The organism is Pantoea sp. BJ2 (assembly GCF_040255075.1).
Lineage (GTDB): Bacteria > Pseudomonadota > Gammaproteobacteria > Enterobacterales > Enterobacteriaceae > Pantoea > Pantoea leporis.
In genome coordinates this window covers 574,457-594,059 of the sequence record NZ_CP158292.1, presented here as the reverse complement: position 1 = coordinate 594,059, position 19,603 = coordinate 574,457, and the positions used below count along the sequence as shown (strand labels likewise).

Below are 19,603 nucleotides of genomic sequence, written 5' to 3'. Positions count from 1 at the left end.
GATCTTCAGTTGCATCCTCGCGACTAATGACAACCTTAACCGCCCATGCGGTAAAGCCTCTCATTAGCCGCGCGAACCTCTGCAAGCAAAGATCACTCTCTGCAACAATACATGAGTTTGGTCCGGATTGCTGCGGATTGCTCGAAAAAAGGGGCCATAAAGGCCCCCTTTTCGCGAAACTCGCACAAATCTGATCATCAGATGCGTTTTTTTGCATGGTGCATGCGCTACATCCTTGATCAGATTCTTCAGACTTAGCGACGCAGACCCAGGCTTTCGATCAGACCGGTGTAGCGAGCAACGTCTTTACGCTTCAGGTAGTCCAGCAGCTTACGACGCTGAGATACCATGCGCAGCAGACCGCGACGGCTGTGGTGATCTTTCTTGTGCTCAGAGAAGTGACCCTGCAGGTGGTTAATCTGAGCAGTCAGCAGAGCAACCTGAACTTCAGTTGAACCGCTGTCGTTGGTACCACGACCGTATTTAGCAACGATCTCTGCTTTAGCTTCTACGCTTAGAGACATAATAAACTCCGTTAGATAATGAATGTATGGGTGCCGATCTCTAATTCAGCAGCCCGCTTTTAAAGCCGCGCCATTCTACTCTTCGCCTGATAGCAACGCAAATGCGCCGTTAGGTCAAATCCGAGAGGCTTGATTACGCAGGAAATTCTACCACCAGACGACGCGGCGCCACGCGTCCATCGTCGGCGATTTCGGCCATACCAATGAATTTTTGCTCATCACCTTCCGTCACGCGCACCAATCCCTGTTCCGGCGCATCCGCCACCTGAACCGGCATACCTTGTTTGAAATAAGCCGCCACCGTAGGCAGCAAATTCACTATCGGGAACTCTTCTGCCGGACTATCCATCGGCAGCAATAACGCATCGAGCGCACTGTAATCCGGCGTTTCCGCCATGTTGACGGTGGCCGCCACTTCCTGCAGCTGCTCCAGCGTCACCATTCTTTCGATCGGATAACGCGCCACCTGCAGACGACGCAGCATGATAACGTGCGCACCGCAGCCAAGCCGTTCACCGAGATCGTCGATGATAGTGCGGATGTAAGTGCCTTTAGAGACGTGAATCTCCAGCTCCAGTTCATCACCTTCCCAGCGAATAAACTGCAGCTCAAACACTTTGATCGGGCGCGCTTCACGCGGCACGGTTATGCCTTCACGTGCGTACTCGTACAGCTTGCGTCCCTGATACTTCAGCGCGGAGAACATGGTCGGCACCTGCATGGTGTCGCCACGAAAATAGTCCAGCGCTGCATCCAGTGCCGCCTGATCAAAAGTAATCGGACGCGTCTCAACAATATTACCGTCGGCATCAGACGTATCGGTGCGTTCACCCAGGCGAGCAATGACGCGATAACGCTTGTCCGAATCGAGCAGATACTGCGAAAACTTGGTGGCTTCGCCGAGGCAAACCGGCAGCATGCCGGTCGCCAGAGGATCGAGGGCGCCGGTGTGGCCCGCTTTGTTCGCGTTGAACAGACGTTTTACTTTCTGCAGCACATCATTGGAAGATGCGCCTTGGTGCTTATCCAGCAGAAACACACCGTGGACGTCGCGACCGCGACGACGAGGACGACTCATTAGTCCTCCTTGTCATCGTCCGCCGGGCTATCGCCACGACGCTCAACATCGCTCTTAATAACGTTGCTGACCAGGTTCGACATGCGCATACCTTCGATCAGCGAGTTGTCGTAGAAGAAGGTTAGCTCCGGCACGATGCGCAGGCGCATCGCTTTACCTACCAGCGTACGGATATAGCCAGAGGCTTCTTTCAGCGCCTTCAGGCCGTTTTGCACTGCTTCTTCATCTTTATCATTCAAAAAGGTCACAAACACCTTGGCATAGGCAAGATCGCGCGACACTTCGACGCCCGAAACCGTCACCATCATACCGAGACGTGGATCTTTAATTTCGCGCTGCAGGATAATTGCGATCTCTTTCTGCAACTCCTGAGAAACGCGCTGTTGGCGGCCAAATTCTTTTGCCATTATTCTTTCTCCCAAATAATTCGGGAGGCCAGAGGCCTCCCAAATTGCAACACATCAAATGATGATCAATCGATGGTGCGTTTAATTTCAATCACTTCGAACACTTCGATCATATCGCCAACGCGAACGTCGTTATAGTTCTTCACGCCAATACCACATTCCATGCCGTTACGAACTTCGTTGACGTCATCTTTGAAGCGACGCAGTGATTCCAGTTCGCCTTCATAGATAACCACGTTGTCACGCAGTACACGGATTGGGTTGTGACGTTTGATGATACCTTCAGTGACCATACAGCCCGCGATGGCACCAAACTTCGGTGATTTGAACACGTCACGTACCGCAGCCAGACCGATAATCTGCTGTTTGAACTCTGGAGCCAGCATACCGCTCATTGCTGCTTTTACTTCGTCGATCAGATTATAGATGACGGAGTAGTAACGCAGGTCAACGTTTTCAGCGTCAATCACGCGGCGAGCAGATGCATCAGCACGCACGTTGAAGCCGAGAATGATGGCGTTGGATGCTGCAGCCAGCGTGGCGTCGGTTTCGGTGATACCACCCACGCCTGAACCGATAATGCGTACTTTCACTTCGTCGGTAGACAGTTTCAGCAGCGAATCAGAGATGGCTTCAACAGAACCCTGTACGTCAGATTTCAGCACGATGTTCAGCTCAGACACTTCGCCTTCAGTCATGTTGGCGAACATGTTCTCCAACTTAGACTTCTGCTGACGCGCCAGCTTAACTTCACGGAATTTGCCCTGACGATACAGTGCAACTTCACGCGCTTTCTTCTCATCACGTACTACAGTCGCTTCATCACCCGCAGCCGGCACACCGGACAGACCGAGGATTTCGACTGGAATGGATGGACCTGCTTCCAGTACTTCACGACCCAGTTCGTCACGCATCGCACGTACACGGCCATATTCGAAGCCGCACAGCACGATATCGCCTTTGTTCAGCGTACCTTCACGTACCAGCACGGTAGCAACCGGGCCACGACCTTTGTCGAGGAACGATTCAATCACCACGCCGCTCGCCATACCTTCACGGATAGCAGACAGTTCCAGAACTTCAGCTTGCAGCAGAATCGCATTCAGCAGGTCGTCGATACCGGTACCGGCTTTCGCAGAGACGTTAACGAACATGTTCTCACCGCCCCACTCTTCCGGAAGAATTCCGTACTGGGTCAGTTCGTTCTTAACGCGGTCTGGATCAGCATCTGGCTTATCAATTTTGTTAACCGCAACAACCACTGGCACACCGGCTGCTTTCGCATGCTGGATAGCTTCAACGGTCTGAGGCATCACGCCATCGTCAGCAGCCACAACCAGGATAACGATATCCGTGGCCTGCGCACCACGAGCACGCATTGCGGTAAACGCGGCGTGTCCAGGGGTATCGAGGAAGGTGATCATACCGTTGTCAGTTTCAACGTGGTAAGCACCAATATGCTGGGTAATACCGCCCGCTTCGCCTGATGCCACTTTCGTTGAACGAATGTAGTCAAGCAGCGAGGTTTTACCGTGGTCAACATGACCCATGATGGTGACGACTGGCGCACGGCTTTCCTGCGCAGCATCGGTGTCACGATCGTCCATTACCGCTTCTTCCAGCTCATTCTCACGGCGCAGGATCACTTTGTGACCCATCTCTTCCGCAACCATCTGAGCGGTTTCTTGATCGATAACCTGGTTGATGGTCGCCATGGCGCCCATCTTCATCATCGCTTTAACGACCAGAGAACCTTTGATCGCCATTTTGTTGGCCAGTTCAGCAACGGTGATGGTTTCACCGATGACAACATCGCGGTTAACCGCCTGAGCCGGCTTGTTAAAGCCCTGCTGCAGGGTGCTTGGCTTACGATGCTTACCGCCTTTGCCGCCACGCACCTGAGCACGCGCTTCTTCGCGATCGGTTTTAGCTTCAGAATGCTTGTTGCCTTTCTTAACCGGACGAGCCGCTTTGGTGGTGCGAGCACGTGCACGGCCAGCTTCTACCTGGCGATCGTTCTCGTCTTCTGCCTGACGGGCGTGAGTAGAGGTAGTGACGTGATAGTCGCCTTTATCCTCTTCTTCAGGTTTTGCCCATTCAGCGCCTTTCTCTTCAGCCAGGCGGCGGGCTTCTTCAGCCACGCGGCGCGCATCTTCTTCCAGCTTACGGCGTGCTTCTTCTTCTGCTTTACGTTTCAGTTCGGCAGCTTCTGCTTCACGACGGGCTTTATCAGATTGCGCAGCCTTGGCTACTACATCGGTAGGTTGATTAGTCAATTTCTCTTTTTCCGCTGCTTCACGTTTAGCCTTGTCAGCGGCTTCGCGCTTGGCTTTGTCTTCGGCTTCACGTTGCGCTTTCTGTTCAGCTTCGCGACGGGCTTGTTCTTCCGCCTCGCGACGCGCCTGCTCTTCCGCTTCACGCTGCGCCTCGGCTTCCGCTTCTGCCTGAGCTTGCTCAGACTCTGCATCGCCTTTCACGTATGTGCGCTTTTTGCGGACTTCGATTTGTACCGACTTACTTTTACCCCCGGTGACGGGAATATTCAAGGTGCTGCGCGTCTTGCGCTGCAAAGTCAGCTTGCTTGAACCGGTCTGACCGTGCTCACGATTCAGGTGAGACAGTAAGGTTTCTTTCTCTTGCTGGGATACCGCATCGTTTTCAGACTTACGAATCCCTGCATCAGCAAATTGCTGTACCAGGCGATCGACCGGGGTCTGAATTTCGGCGGCCAGCGATTTTACGGTTACATCTGTCATGCTGTTCCTTCCTGTTATTACGCGTCATCGCCGAACCAGCAGATATTACGTGCAGCCATAATCAGCGCACCGGCTTTCTCGTCATCCAGCCCTTCAATATCTGTCAGATCGTCAACACCTTGCTCAGCGAGATCTTCCAGCGTGCAAACGCCTTTCGACGCCAGGCGATACGCCAGCGCACGATCCAAGCCCTCAAGATTCAGAAGATCCTCAGCGGGCTCCTGATTACCAAGGCTCTCTTCTTTCGCTAATGCCAGGGTGGTTAACGCATTTTTTGCTCGTTCACGCAGGGCTTCAATGGTCTCTTCATCGAGGCCGTCGATTTCCAGCAGCTCGTTGATTGGCACATAAGCCAATTCTTCCAGCGAAGAGAAGCCCTCTTCCACCAGAATGGTGGCGAACTCTTCGTCGATGTCGAGATGTTTGGTGAACATATCGATCGCTGCATGGGCTTCAGCTTGGTGCTTAGCCTGCAGATCATCGACGGTCATCACGTTTAGTTCCCAACCGCTCAGTTGGGAAGCCAGACGCACGTTTTGGCCGTTACGGCCGATCGCCTGAGCCAGATTGCCGGCTTCAACAGCGATATCCATGGTGTGATTGTCTTCATCCACCACAATTGACGCCACATCGGCTGGCGCCATAGCGTTGATAACGAACTGCGCCGGGTTGTCGTCCCACAGCACAATGTCGATACGCTCGCCACCCAGCTCGCTCGAAACCGCCTGGACACGCGCACCGCGCATACCGACGCAAGCGCCCACTGGATCAATACGTTTATCGTTGGTCTTCACCGCGATTTTGGCGCGTGAACCCGGATCGCGCGCTGCCGCTTTGATCTCGATAACTTCTTCGCCAATTTCTGGCACCTCAATGCGGAACAACTCGATCAGCATTTCTGGTTTAGAACGGGTGACGAACAGCTGCGCGCCACGCGCTTCAGGGCGAACGGCATACAGCACACCGCGGATACGGTCACCTGGACGGAAGTTTTCACGCGGCAGCATGTCTTCACGCAAAATCACGGCTTCAGCATTGCTACCGAGGTCCAGTGAAATGTTGTCACGGTTCACTTTCTTCACCACGCCGGTGATGATTTCGCCTTCGTGCTGACGGAACTGATCAACCACCATTGCGCGCTCAGCTTCACGTACTTTTTGTACGATAACCTGCTTAGCAGTTTGGGTGGTGATACGGTCGAAGGTGACAGATTCAATCTGATCTTCGACAAATTCGCCCAGATTGAACGCTTCGTCTTCATAACGGGCTGCATCCAGCGTGATCTCGCGAGTCGGCTGCGTGACTTCTTCTACAATCTGCCAGCGACGGAAGGTGTCGAAATCGCCGCTGCGGCGATCGATGCTGACACGCACTTCGATCTCTTGCTCATACTTCTTTTTGGTCGCAGTGGCCAAAGCGCTCTCCAGCGCTTCGAAGATTTTCTCACGCGGCAGGGCTTTTTCGTTAGAAACGGCTTCTACTACAGCTAAGATCTCTTTGTTCATCCTGGTTAGCCTCAATCCGGACTTTTAAAAGTGGGGGACCAGGTTCGCTTTCTGAATGTTGCTCAGCGCGAACACTTCATCGTTACCCTCAACGGTCACCGTGATCATCTCGCCTTCAACAGACTTGATGATACCCTGCCATTTACGGCGGTTTTGTACGGCCATGCGTAGTACCAGGCTCACCTCGTCACCGACAAAACGTGCATAGTGTTCAGCAGTGAAAAGAGGACGTTCGAGACCCGGCGAGGAAACTTCAAGGTTGTAAGCCACGGTAATTGGATCTTCCACATCCATTACTGCGCTAACCTGGTGGCTAACATCGGCGCAATCATCAACATTGATACCCTCTTCACTATCAATATAGATGCGCAGGGTTGATGTGCGACCACGAATAAACTCAATACCGACTAATTCGTAGCCAAGCGCTTCTACTGGAGCAGAGATCAACTCTGTCAATTTTTGCTCTAATGTGGACAAGCCCACCCCCAAGACATAAAAAAAGGGCCTATAGCCCAGTGTTTCGATTTCCTGATAACAAAAAACCCCGAATATTCGGGGCTTTTTGTGACTGGACCCTGTACGCCGCATAGCGGCTTCGGAGCATAATCCAAAAGAATTTTTTTCAAAAATCACTGAGATTGCGTCCGTCGATGCATACAGTATATTTGAAAAAGAACTCTAAGGGAAAGTGGTTGCGGGGGCCGGATTTGAACCGACGACCTTCGGGTTATGAGCCCGACGAGCTACCAGGCTGCTCCACCCCGCGTCCGAAAACGTGGCGAATAATACGCCGACCTTGCAAAAAATGCAAGTTAAACTGAGATTTGGTACCGAGGACGGGACTTGAACCCGTAAGCCCTTTCGAGCACTACCACCTCAAGGTAGCGTGTCTACCAATTTCACCACCTCGGTACATCACTAGACTGCGACGTTGTTTTATCGCACTACAGCGTTGACGATCTTACTGCGGGATATCATTGCCCGGCGTTGCCGGTTTAGCTGGCTGAGTCTGCTGTTCAGACTGCGCCGGCGCAGTGAGGTTATCCCACTCGCTACCTTTGGCTGTTTTATTACTGTTCAGGTTACCCAGAACCAGGCTGATGATGAAGAACAGCGTAGCCAGTACCGCGGTCATACGAGTCATAAAGTTGCCAGACCCATTTGAACCAAACAGCGTACCAGAAGCGCCTGCACCGAATGAGGCTCCCATATCAGCGCCTTTGCCTTGCTGCAGCATGATCAAACCCACGAGGCCAATCGCTACAATAAGGAAAACAACTAACAGAGCTTCGTACATAATCAACCTGTTTCCTTGCGCGTTATCTGCACAGTTAAAGCTTCAACCAATATCGATGGGGAGTCTCGTCATCACCCATCAGAAGCGGGTGTGAATACTAACCAAAGGCACATACCTCTGCAAGTGCAATTTTCACCATCGCTATCGATTGCGGAAAAAAGCACCATCCCGGTGATTTTGCAGGCGGAAAGTTTAAAAACTCCCCGCCTGAAAAACTCACACCGCTTTTACTGCATCCGCGATTTTATGCGCCAACGCGCTGACCTGCGCCTCATCTTCACCTTCCACCATCACACGAATCAGGGGTTCAGTGCCGGATTTGCGCAGCAACACACGACCGCGTCCCGCCAGCGTTTTTTCAGCTTCCGCAGTGACAGCTTTCACGCTTTCGCTTTCCAGCGGATCGTGCTCGCCAGCGAAGCGCACATTGACCAAAATCTGTGGCAGCATTTTCATGCCGCTGCACAGGTCATGTAGCGTCATATGGTTGCGTACGATTGCAGTAAGCACTTGCAAACTTGCTACGATGCCGTCGCCGGTGGTGGTTTTGTCAAGCAGAATGACGTGACCGGAGTTTTCCGCTCCTAGACGCCAGCCCTTCTCCTGCATTTTTTCCAGCACATAGCGGTCGCCCACTTTCGCACGGGTAAACGGAATACCCAGCTGTTTCAGTGCCAGTTCCAGACCCATGTTGCTCATTAACGTGCCCACCACGCCACCGCGCAGCTGGCCCTGACGCAGCCCTTCACGCGCAATGATGTAGAGAATTTGATCGCCATCGACTTTGTGACCTAAATGGTCAACCATCATGATGCGGTCGCCATCACCGTCGTACGCCAGTCCGAGATCGGCCTTCTCTTCCAATACGCGATGCTGCAGCAAACGCAGATCGGTCGCACCGCAATCTTTGTTGATGTTCATGCCATCCGGCTGCACGCCGATAGCAATCACATTCGCACCCAGCTCACGCAGCACATTAGGCGCAATGTGATACGTCGCGCCATTCGCACAATCGACCACAATCTTTAGCCCATTCAGGCTCAGCTCGCTTGGGAAAGTCCCTTTGCAGAATTCGATGTAACGACCAGCAGCATCGACAATGCGACTGGCGCGGCCCAGTTCAGCCGACTCTACGCAGGTGATCGGCTTTTCCATCTCCAGTTCGATCGCTTCTTCAACTTCATCTGGCAGCTTGGTACCTTCAGCCGAGAAGAATTTGATGCCATTGTCGTCAAAGGGATTATGAGAAGCTGAAATCACAATACCCGCTTCCGCGCGGAAAGTGCGGGTCAGATAAGCAATTGCAGGTGTCGGCATCGGGCCGGTGAAAGCCGCCGACAATCCCGCCGCCGCCAGGCCAGCTTCCAGTGCCGATTCCAGCATATAGCCTGAAATACGCGTATCTTTACCAATCAATACTTTGCGTGAACCCTGGCGCGCCAGCACCTTACCCGCCGCCCAGCCCAACTTGAGGACAAAATCAGGGGTAATCGGTGCTTCACCGACTTTGCCGCGAATCCCATCTGTACCGAAATATTTACGATTACTCATGCTTTATCCTTTTGCTCTCCGTGTCGCTTCGACGACGCGCATCGCTTCGACAGTCTCTTTCACATCATGCACGCGAATAATTTGCGCCCCTTGCATGGCGGCAATCACCGCACAGCTGAGGCTTCCGGTCAGACGCTGGGCCGGACCGACATTTAGCAACTGCCCAACCATCGACTTGCGTGACATTCCTACCAACAGCGGTAAGCCGTAGTGGTGGAAATGGCTGAGGTTGGCCAGCAGTTCATAGTTGTGGCTGAGATTCTTACCGAAACCGAAGCCAGGATCGAGCATCAGATTATCTTTTTTGATGCCGGCGGCTTCACATCGCGCAATCTGTGCAGCGAAGTAAGCATCCACTTCGCTCACGATGTGGCTATATTCCGGTGCCTGCTGCATGGTGCGCGGTTCTCCTTGCATATGCATCAGACACACCGGCAAGCCTGTTTCTGCCGCCGCCGCCAGCGCGCCCGGTTCGGACAAAGAACGAATGTCATTGATAATGTGAGCACCCACTCGCGCCGCTTCACGGATCACTTCTGACTTGGAAGTATCGACCGAAATCCACACCTCAAAACGCTGCGCGATGGCTTCCACCACCGGAATAACGCGTGCCAGCTCCTCTTCCACGCTAACTTCATCAGCGCCCGGACGCGTTGATTCACCGCCCACATCAATAATGGTGGCACCGGCATTCACCATTTCATTGGTGTGCGTCAGCGCATCGACCAGCGTGTTGTGACTTCCACCATCAGAGAAAGAGTCCGGCGTGACATTCAAAATACCCATCACATGGGGAAAAGAGAGATCGAGATGGGAATCACGGGCGAACAACTTCATGGCGAGAATCTCCTTGAGGAATCACTGAATCACGGAATGTAAAAAACCCCGGACTGGCCGGGGTTTGCATTGTAACAAGTATTGCGGGAGGGAGAACTGGCGGTGAGCAACGCATCCCGCCAGAATGCCATCACATGATCTTGTCTGAACCCGGCGTTTTCGGGTCATCAACAGGACGTGGAGCCTGCGTAGAGTCGCCGTTACCCACAGCAACTTTCGCCTCTTCCCAACCTGCTGGTGGACGCACTTCGCGGCGTGCCATCAGATCGCTGATCTGCGGTGCATCGATGGTCTCATACTTCATCAGCGCGTCTTTCATCGCGTGAAGGATGTCCATGTTTTCATTCAGAATACGGCGTGCACGCTGGTAGTTGGTATCGATAAGGTGTTTAACTTCCTGATCGATAATGCGCGCCGTTTCATCTGACATGTGTTTTGCTTTCGCCACTGAGCGACCGAGGAACACTTCGCCCTCTTCTTCAGCGTAAAGCAATGGACCCAGCTTCTCAGAGAAGCCCCACTGCGTAACCATGTTGCGTGCTACGCTGGTCGCCATTTTGATGTCAGATGAAGCACCGGTAGAAACATAGTCCGGACCATAAATGATCTCTTCCGCCAGACGTCCGCCGTAAGCCACAGAAATACGGCTTTCCAGCTTCTGACGGTTGGCGCTGATCTCATCGCCTACTGGCAAGAAGAAAGCCACACCCAGAGCACGACCACGCGGAATGATGGTGACCTTGTGCACCGGATCGTAACCCGGAACCAGCGTACCCACGATCGCGTGACCCGCTTCATGATAAGCCGTCGATTCTTTCTGCTCTTCGGTCATCACCATGGAGCGACGTTCCGCACCCATCATGATTTTGTCTTTGGCTTTTTCAAACTCAACCATCGAAACAACACGCTTGTTGCCGCGAGCAGCAAACAGCGCAGCTTCGTTGACCAGGTTAGCCAAATCCGCACCGGAGAAACCAGGCGTACCACGTGCGATAACTGATGGATCCATATCGGTTGCCAGCGGCACACGACGCATATGGACTTTCAGAATCTGCTCACGACCACGCACGTCTGGCAGACCCACCACAACCTGACGGTCGAAGCGGCCTGGACGCAGCAGCGCCGGGTCAAGAACATCTGGACGGTTAGTTGCCGCGATAACGATGATGCCTTCATTACCTTCAAAGCCATCCATCTCAACCAGCATCTGGTTCAGCGTTTGTTCACGTTCATCATGACCACCGCCTAAACCGGCGCCACGCTGACGGCCAACCGCATCGATTTCATCGATAAAGATGATGCACGGTGCCGCTTTCTTCGCTTGTTCGAACATGTCACGCACACGAGATGCACCGACACCGACAAACATTTCCACGAAGTCAGAACCGGAAATGGTAAAGAACGGGACTTTGGCTTCACCAGCAATCGCTTTCGCCAGCAGCGTTTTACCGGTACCCGGAGGGCCGACCATCAGGACGCCTTTCGGAATTTTACCGCCCAGCTTCTGGAAACGGCTCGGCTCACGTAGATACTCAACCAGCTCACCAACTTCTTCTTTGGCCTCATCACAACCGGCCACGTCAGCAAAAGTGGTTTTGATCTGATCTTCGGTCAGCATGCGGGCTTTGCTCTTGCCGAAGGACATCGCGCCCTTGCCGCCGCCGCCCTGCATCTGCCGCATAAAGAAGATCCACACGCCAATTAGCAGCAGCATTGGGAACCATGAGATGAAGATGGAAGCCAGCAGGCTTGGTTCTTCAGGCGGTTCGCCAACGACTTTGACGTTTTTGGTCAACAGGTTATCGAGTAACTTAGGATCGTTGACGGGGATATAGGTGGTGTATTTATTGCTGTCTTTTTTGACAACGTTAATCTCACGCCCGTTAATTCGTGCCTCGCGGACCTGATCTTGGTTCACTTCCGATAGGAAAGTTGAATAATCAACCCTACGGCCATTCGACTCGCTGGGCCCAAAGCTCTGGAATACAGACATCAGCACGACCGCGATGACTAACCAGAGAATCAGGTTTTTCGCCATGTCACTCAAGGGATTAACCTCATATTACAACGATGTTAACAGACAGCGTAGGGTACTATAGATCCTTCATACCTGGAATCGCAGTGCGGATGATTTTGCTTGTTTACCCTGAAACTCAGAATTACACATCAGAGTAAACGCATTGGTCGTCTTGCTTTGATTCCGGCAATTCGGGCTAAAGTTTGCGCCCCGTCGCCACAATGTACACTTCGCGCGAACGTAATCGCGAAGCGTCCGGCTTACGAATTTTTACTTTCGTAAACAGGGAGCGAATTTCCCGCAGGTATTCATCGAAGCCATCTCCCTGAAACACTTTCACGACAAAACTGCCGCCTGGGGCCAGGATATCCCGACACATTTCCAGCGCCAATTCTACCAAATACATCGAACGTGGAATATCAACCGCAGGTGTACCGCTCATGTTGGGTGCCATATCAGACATCACCACCTGCACCTTTTGGTCGCCAACGCGCTCCAGTAAGGCGTTAAGTACCGCCTCATCACGAAAGTCGCCCTGCAAAAAATCAACGCCGACAATCGGATCCATTGGTAACAGATCGCAAGCGATGATACGACCACTTGATCCGATAAGCTGAACCACATATTGCGACCAGCCGCCGGGTGCCGCACCGAGATCAACAACCGTCATCCCGGGTTTGAAAATCTTGTCACCCTGCTGAATTTCTTCAAGTTTAAACCAGGCACGCGAACGTAACCCTTTTTTCTGTGCCTGCAGCACATATTTATCGCTAAAGTGTTCCTGTAGCCAGCGACTGGAACTGGCCGAACGCTTTTTACCCGTCATAATTTTTCCAATTAAATCGTCATCGTAGCGATAAATCAGCACGCAATGGTCGCGTTGATTTGGCGATATACCCGAGATGGCGGTAGAATGAACCGTTTTCAATCCCTGAGTAAGCAAAAAATACGATGAATCTGAGTACCAAACAAAAACAGCACCTGAAAGGCCTTGCCCATCCGCTTAAGCCGGTTGTCATGCTGGGCGGAAATGGCCTGACCGAAGGCGTGCTTGCCGAAATCGAACTGGCGCTCGAGCATCACGAATTGATCAAGGTAAAAATTGCCTCGGAAGATCGTGAAACTAAGCAGCTGATCGTGGACGCTATCGTGCGTGAAACTAAAGCAGGCAACGTACAGGTAATCGGCAACACGCTGGTGCTGTATCGCCCTGCCAAAGAGCGTAAAATTACTCTTCCGCGTTAATCATGCCTTTAAAGGCGGCGACGGGCAAAGAAAGTGCCACGCTCCTGCATGTGATAAAAGGCCGCAATGCGGCCTTTTTCCTTTCTTTACAAAATGCAGCGACATATTGCAAAGCGTAGCAATATCTTAAAGGTATTCCACCTTCAGGACTTCATATTCCACATCCCCGCCTGGGGTTTTCACAATCGCGACATCGTCGGCTGATTTTCCAACCAATCCACGCGCCATCGGCGAATTCACTGAAATCAGGTTCTGCTTGAAGTCAGCTTCATCGTCACCCACGATGCGATAGGTGAACTCTTCTTCCGTATCCACATTGAGGATGGTCACGGTAGCGCCAAAAATTACGCGACCGGTTTTCGGCATGGCAGTCACATCAATGACTTGCGCATTGGAAAGCTTGGCTTCAATCTCCTGAATACGCCCCTCGCAGAAACCCTGTTCTTCGCGAGCCGCATGATATTCGGCATTCTCTTTCAAATCGCCGTGCTCACGGGCTGTGGCGATGGAGGCGATGATGCGCGGACGCTTCACAGTTTTCAGTTCGTTCAGCTCTTCGCGCAGCTTCTCAGCGCCTTTCAACGTCATCGGAATCTGATTCATTTTGGCTCCTCGTCATCTATCCTGGTTAACGGCGTCATCCTGACCGGTGACAGCAGAAAATAGCTTCTGCAGCGCGTTACCTCTTTTCACAAGCAAAAGAAGCCTGACCCGGAAAGCTTTCCGGGTCAGGTTCGGTTTTGCATTTTGATACGTATTTTACCCCAGAGTTCCCTGTGGGTCATCGTTTACTTTGCACCGTCCGGGGACGTAGTATTGACGCCCTCACCCGTCAGTTACCGCGAGATTATGCGATTTTCACGACTTGTTACCGGATTAACCTGTGCGTTTATGCTGCAGGCACAAGCAGCTCCCGTTGAAGAATACATGCAGTATTTGCCAGACGGCGCAAACCTGGCGCTGATGGTACAAAAAGTGGGCGCATCCACCCCGATAATCGATTATCACGGCAAACAGATGGCGTTACCGGCCAGCACCATGAAAGTGGTGACAGCGCTGGCGGCTTTATTAGAGCTCGGGCCCGATTTTCGTTTCCAGACCACCATGGAAACCAAAGGAGCGGTCAATGACGGCACCCTGAATGGCGATTTAGTGGCACGATTTGGCGGCGATCCTACGCTGAGCCGCCAGGATCTGCGCAACATGGTCACAGCGCTGAAAAAACAGGGCATCACCCATATTAAGGGCAATCTGGTGATCGACACTTCGGTGTTCGCCAGCCACGATATGGCGCCAGGCTGGCCGTGGAACGATTTGACGCAGTGCTTTAGTGCGCCACCGGCAGCGGCCATCGTCGATAAAAACTGTTTCTCCGTGTCGCTGTATAGCGCCAATACGCCGGGCGAAAACGCCTTTGTGCGTATCGCCTCCTATTATCCGGCCCACATGTTTAGTCAGGTGCGCACCATTGGCCGCAACAGCGGTGACGGACAATATTGCGAGCTGGATGTGGTGCCAGGCGAGCTCAATCGTTACACCTTAACCGGCTGCATGCGTCAACGTTCAGAGCCGCTACCGCTGGCCTTTGCCGTGCAGGATGGTGCTGCGTGGGCCGGTGAGATACTTAAAGCCGAACTGCGCGCCGCCGATATTGATTACAGCGGTCATCTGGTTCGCCAGGCGCAAGTGACGTCGCCGGGTACCGTGTTGGCTTCAACGCAATCAGCGCCGCTGCACACGCTGCTGCACACTATGCTGAAGAAGTCGGACAACATGATTGCCGACACCGTGTTCCGCACCATAGGCCATCATTACTTCAATGTGCCGGGCACCTTCCGCGCGGGTTCAGATGCGGTACGTCGTATTCTGCGCGAAAAAGCCGGGGTCGATCTCGGCAACAGCATTCAGGTTGATGGTTCCGGGCTGTCGCGTCATGACCTGATCGCGCCAGAGACCATGATGCAAGTGCTGCAATACATTGCGAAAAATGATTCGACGCTGAATTACATTTCGATGCTGCCGCTGGCCGGTTACGACGGCACGCTGCAATATCGCGGCGGTCTGCATGAAGCAGGGCTGGATGGCAAAGTCTCGGCGAAAACCGGTTCGCTGCAGGGCGTCTATAATCTGGCAGGATTCATCACCACCTCCAGCGGCGCGCGCGTCGCCTTTGTCCAGTTCCTGTCCGGTTACGCGGTACCGCCGGAAAATCAGAAAACGCGCCGCATTCCGCTGGTACGTTTTGAGAGCCGCCTCTATACGGATATCAACAAGAACAACTGATGAAACTGCTAATCGTTGAAGATGATGCGCTGTTGCAATCGGGCCTCGCGCAGGCATTAAGCTCGCAAGGCTACGCCATCGACTGCGCCAGTACCGCCGCAGAGAGCAACGCGCTGCTGCGTAGCGGTCAGTACAGCCTGATCGTGCTCGATCTCGGCTTGCCGGATCGCGATGGCGCATCACTGCTGCGACAATGGCGACGCGACGGCATTGCGGTGCCGGTACTGATCCTCACGGCGCGCGATGCGCTGGAGGATCGCGTTGATGGTCTGGATGCCGGCGCTGACGATTATCTGGTGAAGCCGTTTGCATTGGTTGAACTGCAGGCACGCGTGCGGGCGCTCATCCGCCGTTATCAGGGCCACAGCGATAACCTGCTGCAACAGGGCGATCTGACACTCAATCTCAGTTCACAACAGGTTCTGCTGGAAGATCAGCCGCTGGAGATCACGCCCAAAGAGTTCGCACTGCTCACCCGCTTACTGATGCGCGTGGGGCAAAACGTACACCGCGAAACGCTGCAACAGGATCTCTACAGCTGGAATGACGATCCCGGCTCCAACACTCTCGAAGTTCACATCCACAATTTGCGTCGCAAGCTCGGGAAAGATCGCATAAAAACCGTGCGCGGCGTCGGTTACCGTCTGGAAATCCGCGAATGAACAGCATGCGTCAGCGGTTATTGATTATGCTGGCGCTGATTCTCCTCACCTGTCAGGTGATGAGCGCCATCTGGCTCTGGCATGAAAGCCGCGAGCAGATCAGTTTTTTAGTCAACGAAACGCTCTCTGCGCAGGCGCGTAACGATCGGGTAGAAAACGAGATCCGTGAAGCCATTGCCTCGTTGCTGCTGCCTTCCTTAGTCATGGTCGCCCTCACTTTGCTGCTGTCGTTTTGGGCGATTAACTGGATTATTCGTCCGCTGAAATCGCTGCAGGACAGCCTTGCGCATCGTTCAGCGGATAATCTGACACCGTTGCCGATCTACTCCGAAATGGATGAGATCGTGGCGGTAACCACCTCGATCAACCAACTGTTTTCACGCCTCGATCACACGTTGCAGCAGGAACGCCTGTTCACTGCCGATGCGGCGCACGAGCTGCGCACGCCGCTGGCCGGATTGCGCCTGCATCTCGAGCTGCTCCACCAGCAGAACGTGCCGCAGAGCGAGATGCTAATTGAACGTATCGATCAGTTGATGCACACCGTGGAACAGCTGTTGATGTTATCGCGCGCCGGGCAAGCGCTGGCGGGCGGTCACTATCAGCAGTTGCAGTGGCAACAGGACATCATGCAGCCGCTGGAGCCAGAAATGACCGAGCTGTATCAACAGCGTCAACAAATCCTGCACTGGCCGCAGAACGACGATGTGCCGCAGCAAGGTGAAGCGGTACTGCTGCGCCTGATGCTGCGCAATCTGCTGGAAAACGCCTCGCGCTACAGCCCGGAAGGCAGCGAAGTCGTGGTGAAGATGCAGCAGGACCAGCAGCAGGTGATTATCGAAGTGTGGGATCAGGGCCCGGGTATTGAAGCCGCCGCTGCGGAAGAGCTAACACAGGCGTTTCGTCGTCGCGATCAGCGTTATGGCGGCAGCGGTTTGGGTTTGAATATCGTGCTGCGCATCGTGCAGATGCATCGCGGCAGGCTGGAGCTGGTGAACCGTGAAGATCGCAGCGGGCTGATTGCCCGCTGCTATTTACCACATCAACTGATTGGCTAAGCGCCGTTAGAAGTGGGTATTCAGGCTCATAAAGTAAGTACGGCCGGATTCGTTGTAGGTATTCGCACCCGCTCCATACAGATAAGAGTTGGTGTTAGCGTTACCGGTGGTTTGCGCATTACCTTCGCGATAGTGACGTTTATCGAACAGGTTATCGATGCCCACCGTGACGCTGGCGTACTTGTTGATATCGTAGGTACCGCTCATACCGATAATTGAGTAAGGACTTACTTTATCCGTTGCGCTGCCGGTCGAAAGATTCCCTTTGTAATCATACTTCTTCGGCGTCTGCGTGCCGTACCAGGTCAGCGTGGTTTGCAGCGACAGATCCTGCGTCGCCTGCCAGCTCAGCGTCGAATTCAGCGTGTATTCCGGAATCACCGATAAACGATCGCCGGTCTCTTTGTTCTTACTCTGCAGCATATAGGTGAAGTTGTTATTCCACATCACGCTGTCGGAGAACGGCACGTTGACGGTGCCTTCCAGCCCTTCCACCACCGCTTTCGGTACGTTTTCCCACTTATAAATATCTGTGGTGCCATTGGATGCTTTGCTCACTGGCGAGTAACCGGCTTCGATCTTGTTGCGATAATCGTTGCGGAACCAGGTTAAACCGGCCTGATAACCTTCGTGTTTCCACTCCAGACCAATCTCTTTATTGATGCTGTTTTCCGCTTTCAGGTCGCTGTTACCCTGCAGATAACAGGCGCCGGTGCTGGCCGCACAACCCTGACCGTTGCTGTACAACAAGTAGTTCGGGTTGGTCTGATACAGGCTCGGCGCTTTATAGGCGCGACCAATCCCCATCTTCAGCGTGAAGTCATCGCCCAAACCTTGTGACAGGTTGAGCGACGGGCTCCAGTTATTGCCAACAATCGAGTGATGATCGAAACGCAGGCTTGGCGTCAGCATGGTGCTGTCGGTCAGCTCCATGTTGTCTTCCGCAAACAGTGAGAAAATCTCTGCCTGGGAATACGGGCTGCGACCGGTGTTATCGATGCCCGGCACCGAACCGTAGCTCGCCGCCTGCGTGTTGGAAGAGCCATCCTTCATGCGCTGCTGGTTCCATTCGGTACCCAGCGTCGCCGTTTGGTTAAACAGCAGCTCAAACGGAATGCTGACTTCGCTATGCAGCAGCACGTCATCCAGCTGAATGGTGTTGAAACCGCTGTTAGAGAAGATGCCTTCGGTGCCGCCGGCCAAACCTTCATTGATGCGCGAGTTGCGGGTTTTCTCATAGCGCGCGTAGGTATTGGTGCTGACGCCGTTATCCCATGCGCCGGTCCATTTCAATGAGACGTTCTGGCGATACAGGCGGTTAGTTTCATCACCGTACAGACTTTTCACCAGCGCGCTGGTGTTGGTGTTCTGCGTATCACCCGCATACAGGTTGCCCTGACGGCTGTAACCGGCCTGCAGCTCCAGCGTCTGCATCGGTGCAAACGCCCAGCTCAGCAAGGCATTGATATATTTATTAACTGAACCTTCACGACCCGCCGGATAGCTGCCCGCATAGCTACCGGTGCGCGCCGCCGCATGCCCTTCGTTGATGTCATAGGCATCGGCCTGGGTTTTGGCTAAACCACCGTACAAACGGAAATTGAAATCATCGCCCAGCGGCCCTTCGAGACTGAAGTTAGTGCGCTTAGTGGCGCCTTCCGCTTTATGTTCCGGCACGTTGTAATAGGTGTTCCAGGAACCGTGCCACTGCTGATCGGTCTGTTTTTTGGTGATGATATTCACCACACCGCCCGCCGCGCCGTTACCGTAACGCACCGCCGCCGGTCCGCGAATCACGTCGATGTGATCGATCATCTCCGGCGGCACCCAGTTGGTGTCGCCACGCGTATCACGCTCGCCACGCCAGCCAAGGCGCACCGAGTTGCGGCTGGTGATCGGCATGCCGTCCACCATGATCAAGGTGTTTTCCGGGCCCATACCACGAATATCGATCTGGCGATTGTTACCGCGCTGGCCGCTGGTGGAGTTGCCTGTCAGGTTAACGCCTGGCATGGTACGGATAATTTCAGACACATCACGCGCGGGCGGATGTTTTTTGATTTCGTCGGCGGTAATGGTTGAGACGCCCGGCGCTTGCAGGTTCTGCTGCTGCGCGGTGACCATCAAGGTGCCGCCGTCCATTGATTGTGCGTCAGTCGTGCTGGCAGAGGTTTTGCTGGAGGAAGTCTCTGCTGCCCAGGCGCTGCTGGAAAGCAGTGAGGCGCTGAGCCCCAGTTCAATCAGAATGGCTAACGATAACCGTGAGTAATTTTTCATTTTATACGTTCCTGGATGGCCAGCAAAAAGCCGTTGAATGCTTAACTGGCGAGCCGGTGAGAAGATCCCTGTCCATATCGCGCCCAGTTCCAGACCCTTCAAACCA

Annotated in this window: 17 protein-coding genes and 2 tRNA genes; 4 read left to right on the top strand and 15 right to left on the bottom strand. The window is 53.5% G+C overall.

The window, feature by feature from the left end; all coding sequences use genetic code 11:
* Positions 1 to 254: 254 nt before the first annotated feature.
* The 13 genes from rpsO to rlmE all read right to left on the bottom strand — a co-directional run bounded on the left by rpsO (position 255) and on the right by rlmE (position 12,798).
* Complete coding sequence (gene rpsO / locus AAF463_RS02610; RefSeq protein ID WP_036620269.1) at positions 255 to 524, bottom strand: 30S ribosomal protein S15; 270 nt, start codon at positions 522 to 524, stop codon at positions 255 to 257.
* 133 nt (positions 525 to 657) lie between these two features.
* Complete coding sequence (gene truB, locus AAF463_RS02605) at positions 658 to 1,602, bottom strand: tRNA pseudouridine(55) synthase TruB (protein WP_350261476.1); 945 nt, start codon at positions 1,600 to 1,602, stop codon at positions 658 to 660.
* On the bottom strand, positions 1,602 to 2,009 hold the full coding sequence (rbfA, locus tag AAF463_RS02600; RefSeq protein WP_350261475.1) for a 30S ribosome-binding factor RbfA: 408 nt from the start codon (positions 2,007 to 2,009) through the stop codon (positions 1,602 to 1,604). The genes truB and rbfA overlap by 1 nt, the downstream gene beginning before the upstream one ends.
* 65 nt (positions 2,010 to 2,074) lie before the next feature.
* The gene (gene infB, locus AAF463_RS02595; protein WP_064737725.1) at positions 2,075 to 4,765 is read right to left on the bottom strand and encodes a translation initiation factor IF-2; all 2,691 of its coding nucleotides are present in this window, start codon (positions 4,763 to 4,765) and stop codon (positions 2,075 to 2,077) included.
* A 17-nt stretch (positions 4,766 to 4,782) separates the two neighbouring features.
* Positions 4,783 to 6,270 (bottom strand): transcription termination factor NusA, encoded by a 1,488-nt coding sequence (nusA, locus tag AAF463_RS02590; protein WP_101762251.1) that lies wholly within the window; start codon positions 6,268 to 6,270, stop codon positions 4,783 to 4,785.
* 24 nt (positions 6,271 to 6,294) lie between these two features.
* The gene (gene rimP / locus AAF463_RS02585) at positions 6,295 to 6,747 is read right to left on the bottom strand and encodes a ribosome maturation factor RimP (RefSeq protein WP_137386838.1); all 453 of its coding nucleotides are present in this window, start codon (positions 6,745 to 6,747) and stop codon (positions 6,295 to 6,297) included.
* A 212-nt stretch (positions 6,748 to 6,959) separates the two neighbouring features.
* Positions 6,960 to 7,036, bottom strand: a tRNA-Met gene (locus AAF463_RS02580).
* A gap of 59 nt (positions 7,037 to 7,095) precedes the next feature.
* Positions 7,096 to 7,182, bottom strand: a tRNA-Leu gene (locus tag AAF463_RS02575).
* 49 nt (positions 7,183 to 7,231) lie between these two features.
* The gene (gene secG, locus AAF463_RS02570; RefSeq protein ID WP_007886689.1) at positions 7,232 to 7,567 is read right to left on the bottom strand and encodes a preprotein translocase subunit SecG; all 336 of its coding nucleotides are present in this window, start codon (positions 7,565 to 7,567) and stop codon (positions 7,232 to 7,234) included.
* A 216-nt stretch (positions 7,568 to 7,783) separates the two neighbouring features.
* Positions 7,784 to 9,118: a phosphoglucosamine mutase gene (glmM, locus tag AAF463_RS02565; RefSeq protein ID WP_101762253.1), complete on the bottom strand. Its 1,335-nt coding sequence runs from the start codon at positions 9,116 to 9,118 to the stop codon at positions 7,784 to 7,786.
* Between the two features lie 3 nt (positions 9,119 to 9,121).
* Positions 9,122 to 9,955, bottom strand: coding sequence for a dihydropteroate synthase (gene folP / locus AAF463_RS02560; protein ID WP_350261474.1), 834 nt, complete (start codon positions 9,953 to 9,955; stop codon positions 9,122 to 9,124).
* Positions 9,956 to 10,085: 130 nt separating this feature from the next.
* A complete protein-coding gene (ftsH, locus tag AAF463_RS02555; protein WP_036620266.1) occupies positions 10,086 to 11,993 on the bottom strand; it encodes an ATP-dependent zinc metalloprotease FtsH in 1,908 nt (635 codons plus the stop codon).
* Positions 11,994 to 12,168: 175 nt separating this feature from the next.
* Positions 12,169 to 12,798: a 23S rRNA (uridine(2552)-2'-O)-methyltransferase RlmE gene (rlmE, locus tag AAF463_RS02550; protein WP_007886684.1), complete on the bottom strand. Its 630-nt coding sequence runs from the start codon at positions 12,796 to 12,798 to the stop codon at positions 12,169 to 12,171.
* Between the two features lie 125 nt (positions 12,799 to 12,923).
* Between rlmE and yhbY the strand changes: the two genes are divergently transcribed.
* Positions 12,924 to 13,217, top strand: a complete 294-nt coding sequence (gene yhbY, locus AAF463_RS02545) for a ribosome assembly RNA-binding protein YhbY (RefSeq protein ID WP_007886683.1) — start codon at positions 12,924 to 12,926, stop codon at positions 13,215 to 13,217.
* A 126-nt stretch (positions 13,218 to 13,343) separates the two neighbouring features.
* On the opposite strand, the gene greA is transcribed toward yhbY, so the two are convergent.
* Complete coding sequence (gene greA / locus AAF463_RS02540; protein ID WP_101762255.1) at positions 13,344 to 13,820, bottom strand: transcription elongation factor GreA; 477 nt, start codon at positions 13,818 to 13,820, stop codon at positions 13,344 to 13,346.
* Between the two features lie 246 nt (positions 13,821 to 14,066).
* Between greA and dacB the strand changes: the two genes are divergently transcribed.
* From dacB to pmrB, 3 genes are read left to right on the top strand one after another with little or no spacing between them, the layout of a single operon-like run.
* Entirely contained in the window at positions 14,067 to 15,500 is a 1,434-nt protein-coding gene (dacB, locus tag AAF463_RS02535; RefSeq protein ID WP_137386837.1) for a serine-type D-Ala-D-Ala carboxypeptidase, read from the top strand.
* Positions 15,500 to 16,162, top strand: a complete 663-nt coding sequence (gene pmrA, locus AAF463_RS02530) for a two-component system response regulator PmrA (RefSeq protein WP_101762257.1) — start codon at positions 15,500 to 15,502, stop codon at positions 16,160 to 16,162. Before dacB ends, pmrA begins: the two co-directional genes overlap by 1 nt.
* Complete coding sequence (pmrB, locus tag AAF463_RS02525; RefSeq protein WP_350261473.1) at positions 16,159 to 17,220, top strand: two-component system sensor histidine kinase PmrB; 1,062 nt, start codon at positions 16,159 to 16,161, stop codon at positions 17,218 to 17,220. Before pmrA ends, pmrB begins: the two co-directional genes overlap by 4 nt.
* A gap of 6 nt (positions 17,221 to 17,226) precedes the next feature.
* Here pmrB and AAF463_RS02520 read toward each other — a convergent pair whose 3' ends face one another.
* Positions 17,227 to 19,497 carry a TonB-dependent siderophore receptor gene (locus AAF463_RS02520; protein WP_350261472.1) on the bottom strand — a complete coding sequence of 757 codons (2,271 nt, stop codon included), beginning with the start codon at positions 19,495 to 19,497 and terminating at the stop codon, positions 17,227 to 17,229.
* Positions 19,498 to 19,603 lie beyond the last annotated feature (106 nt).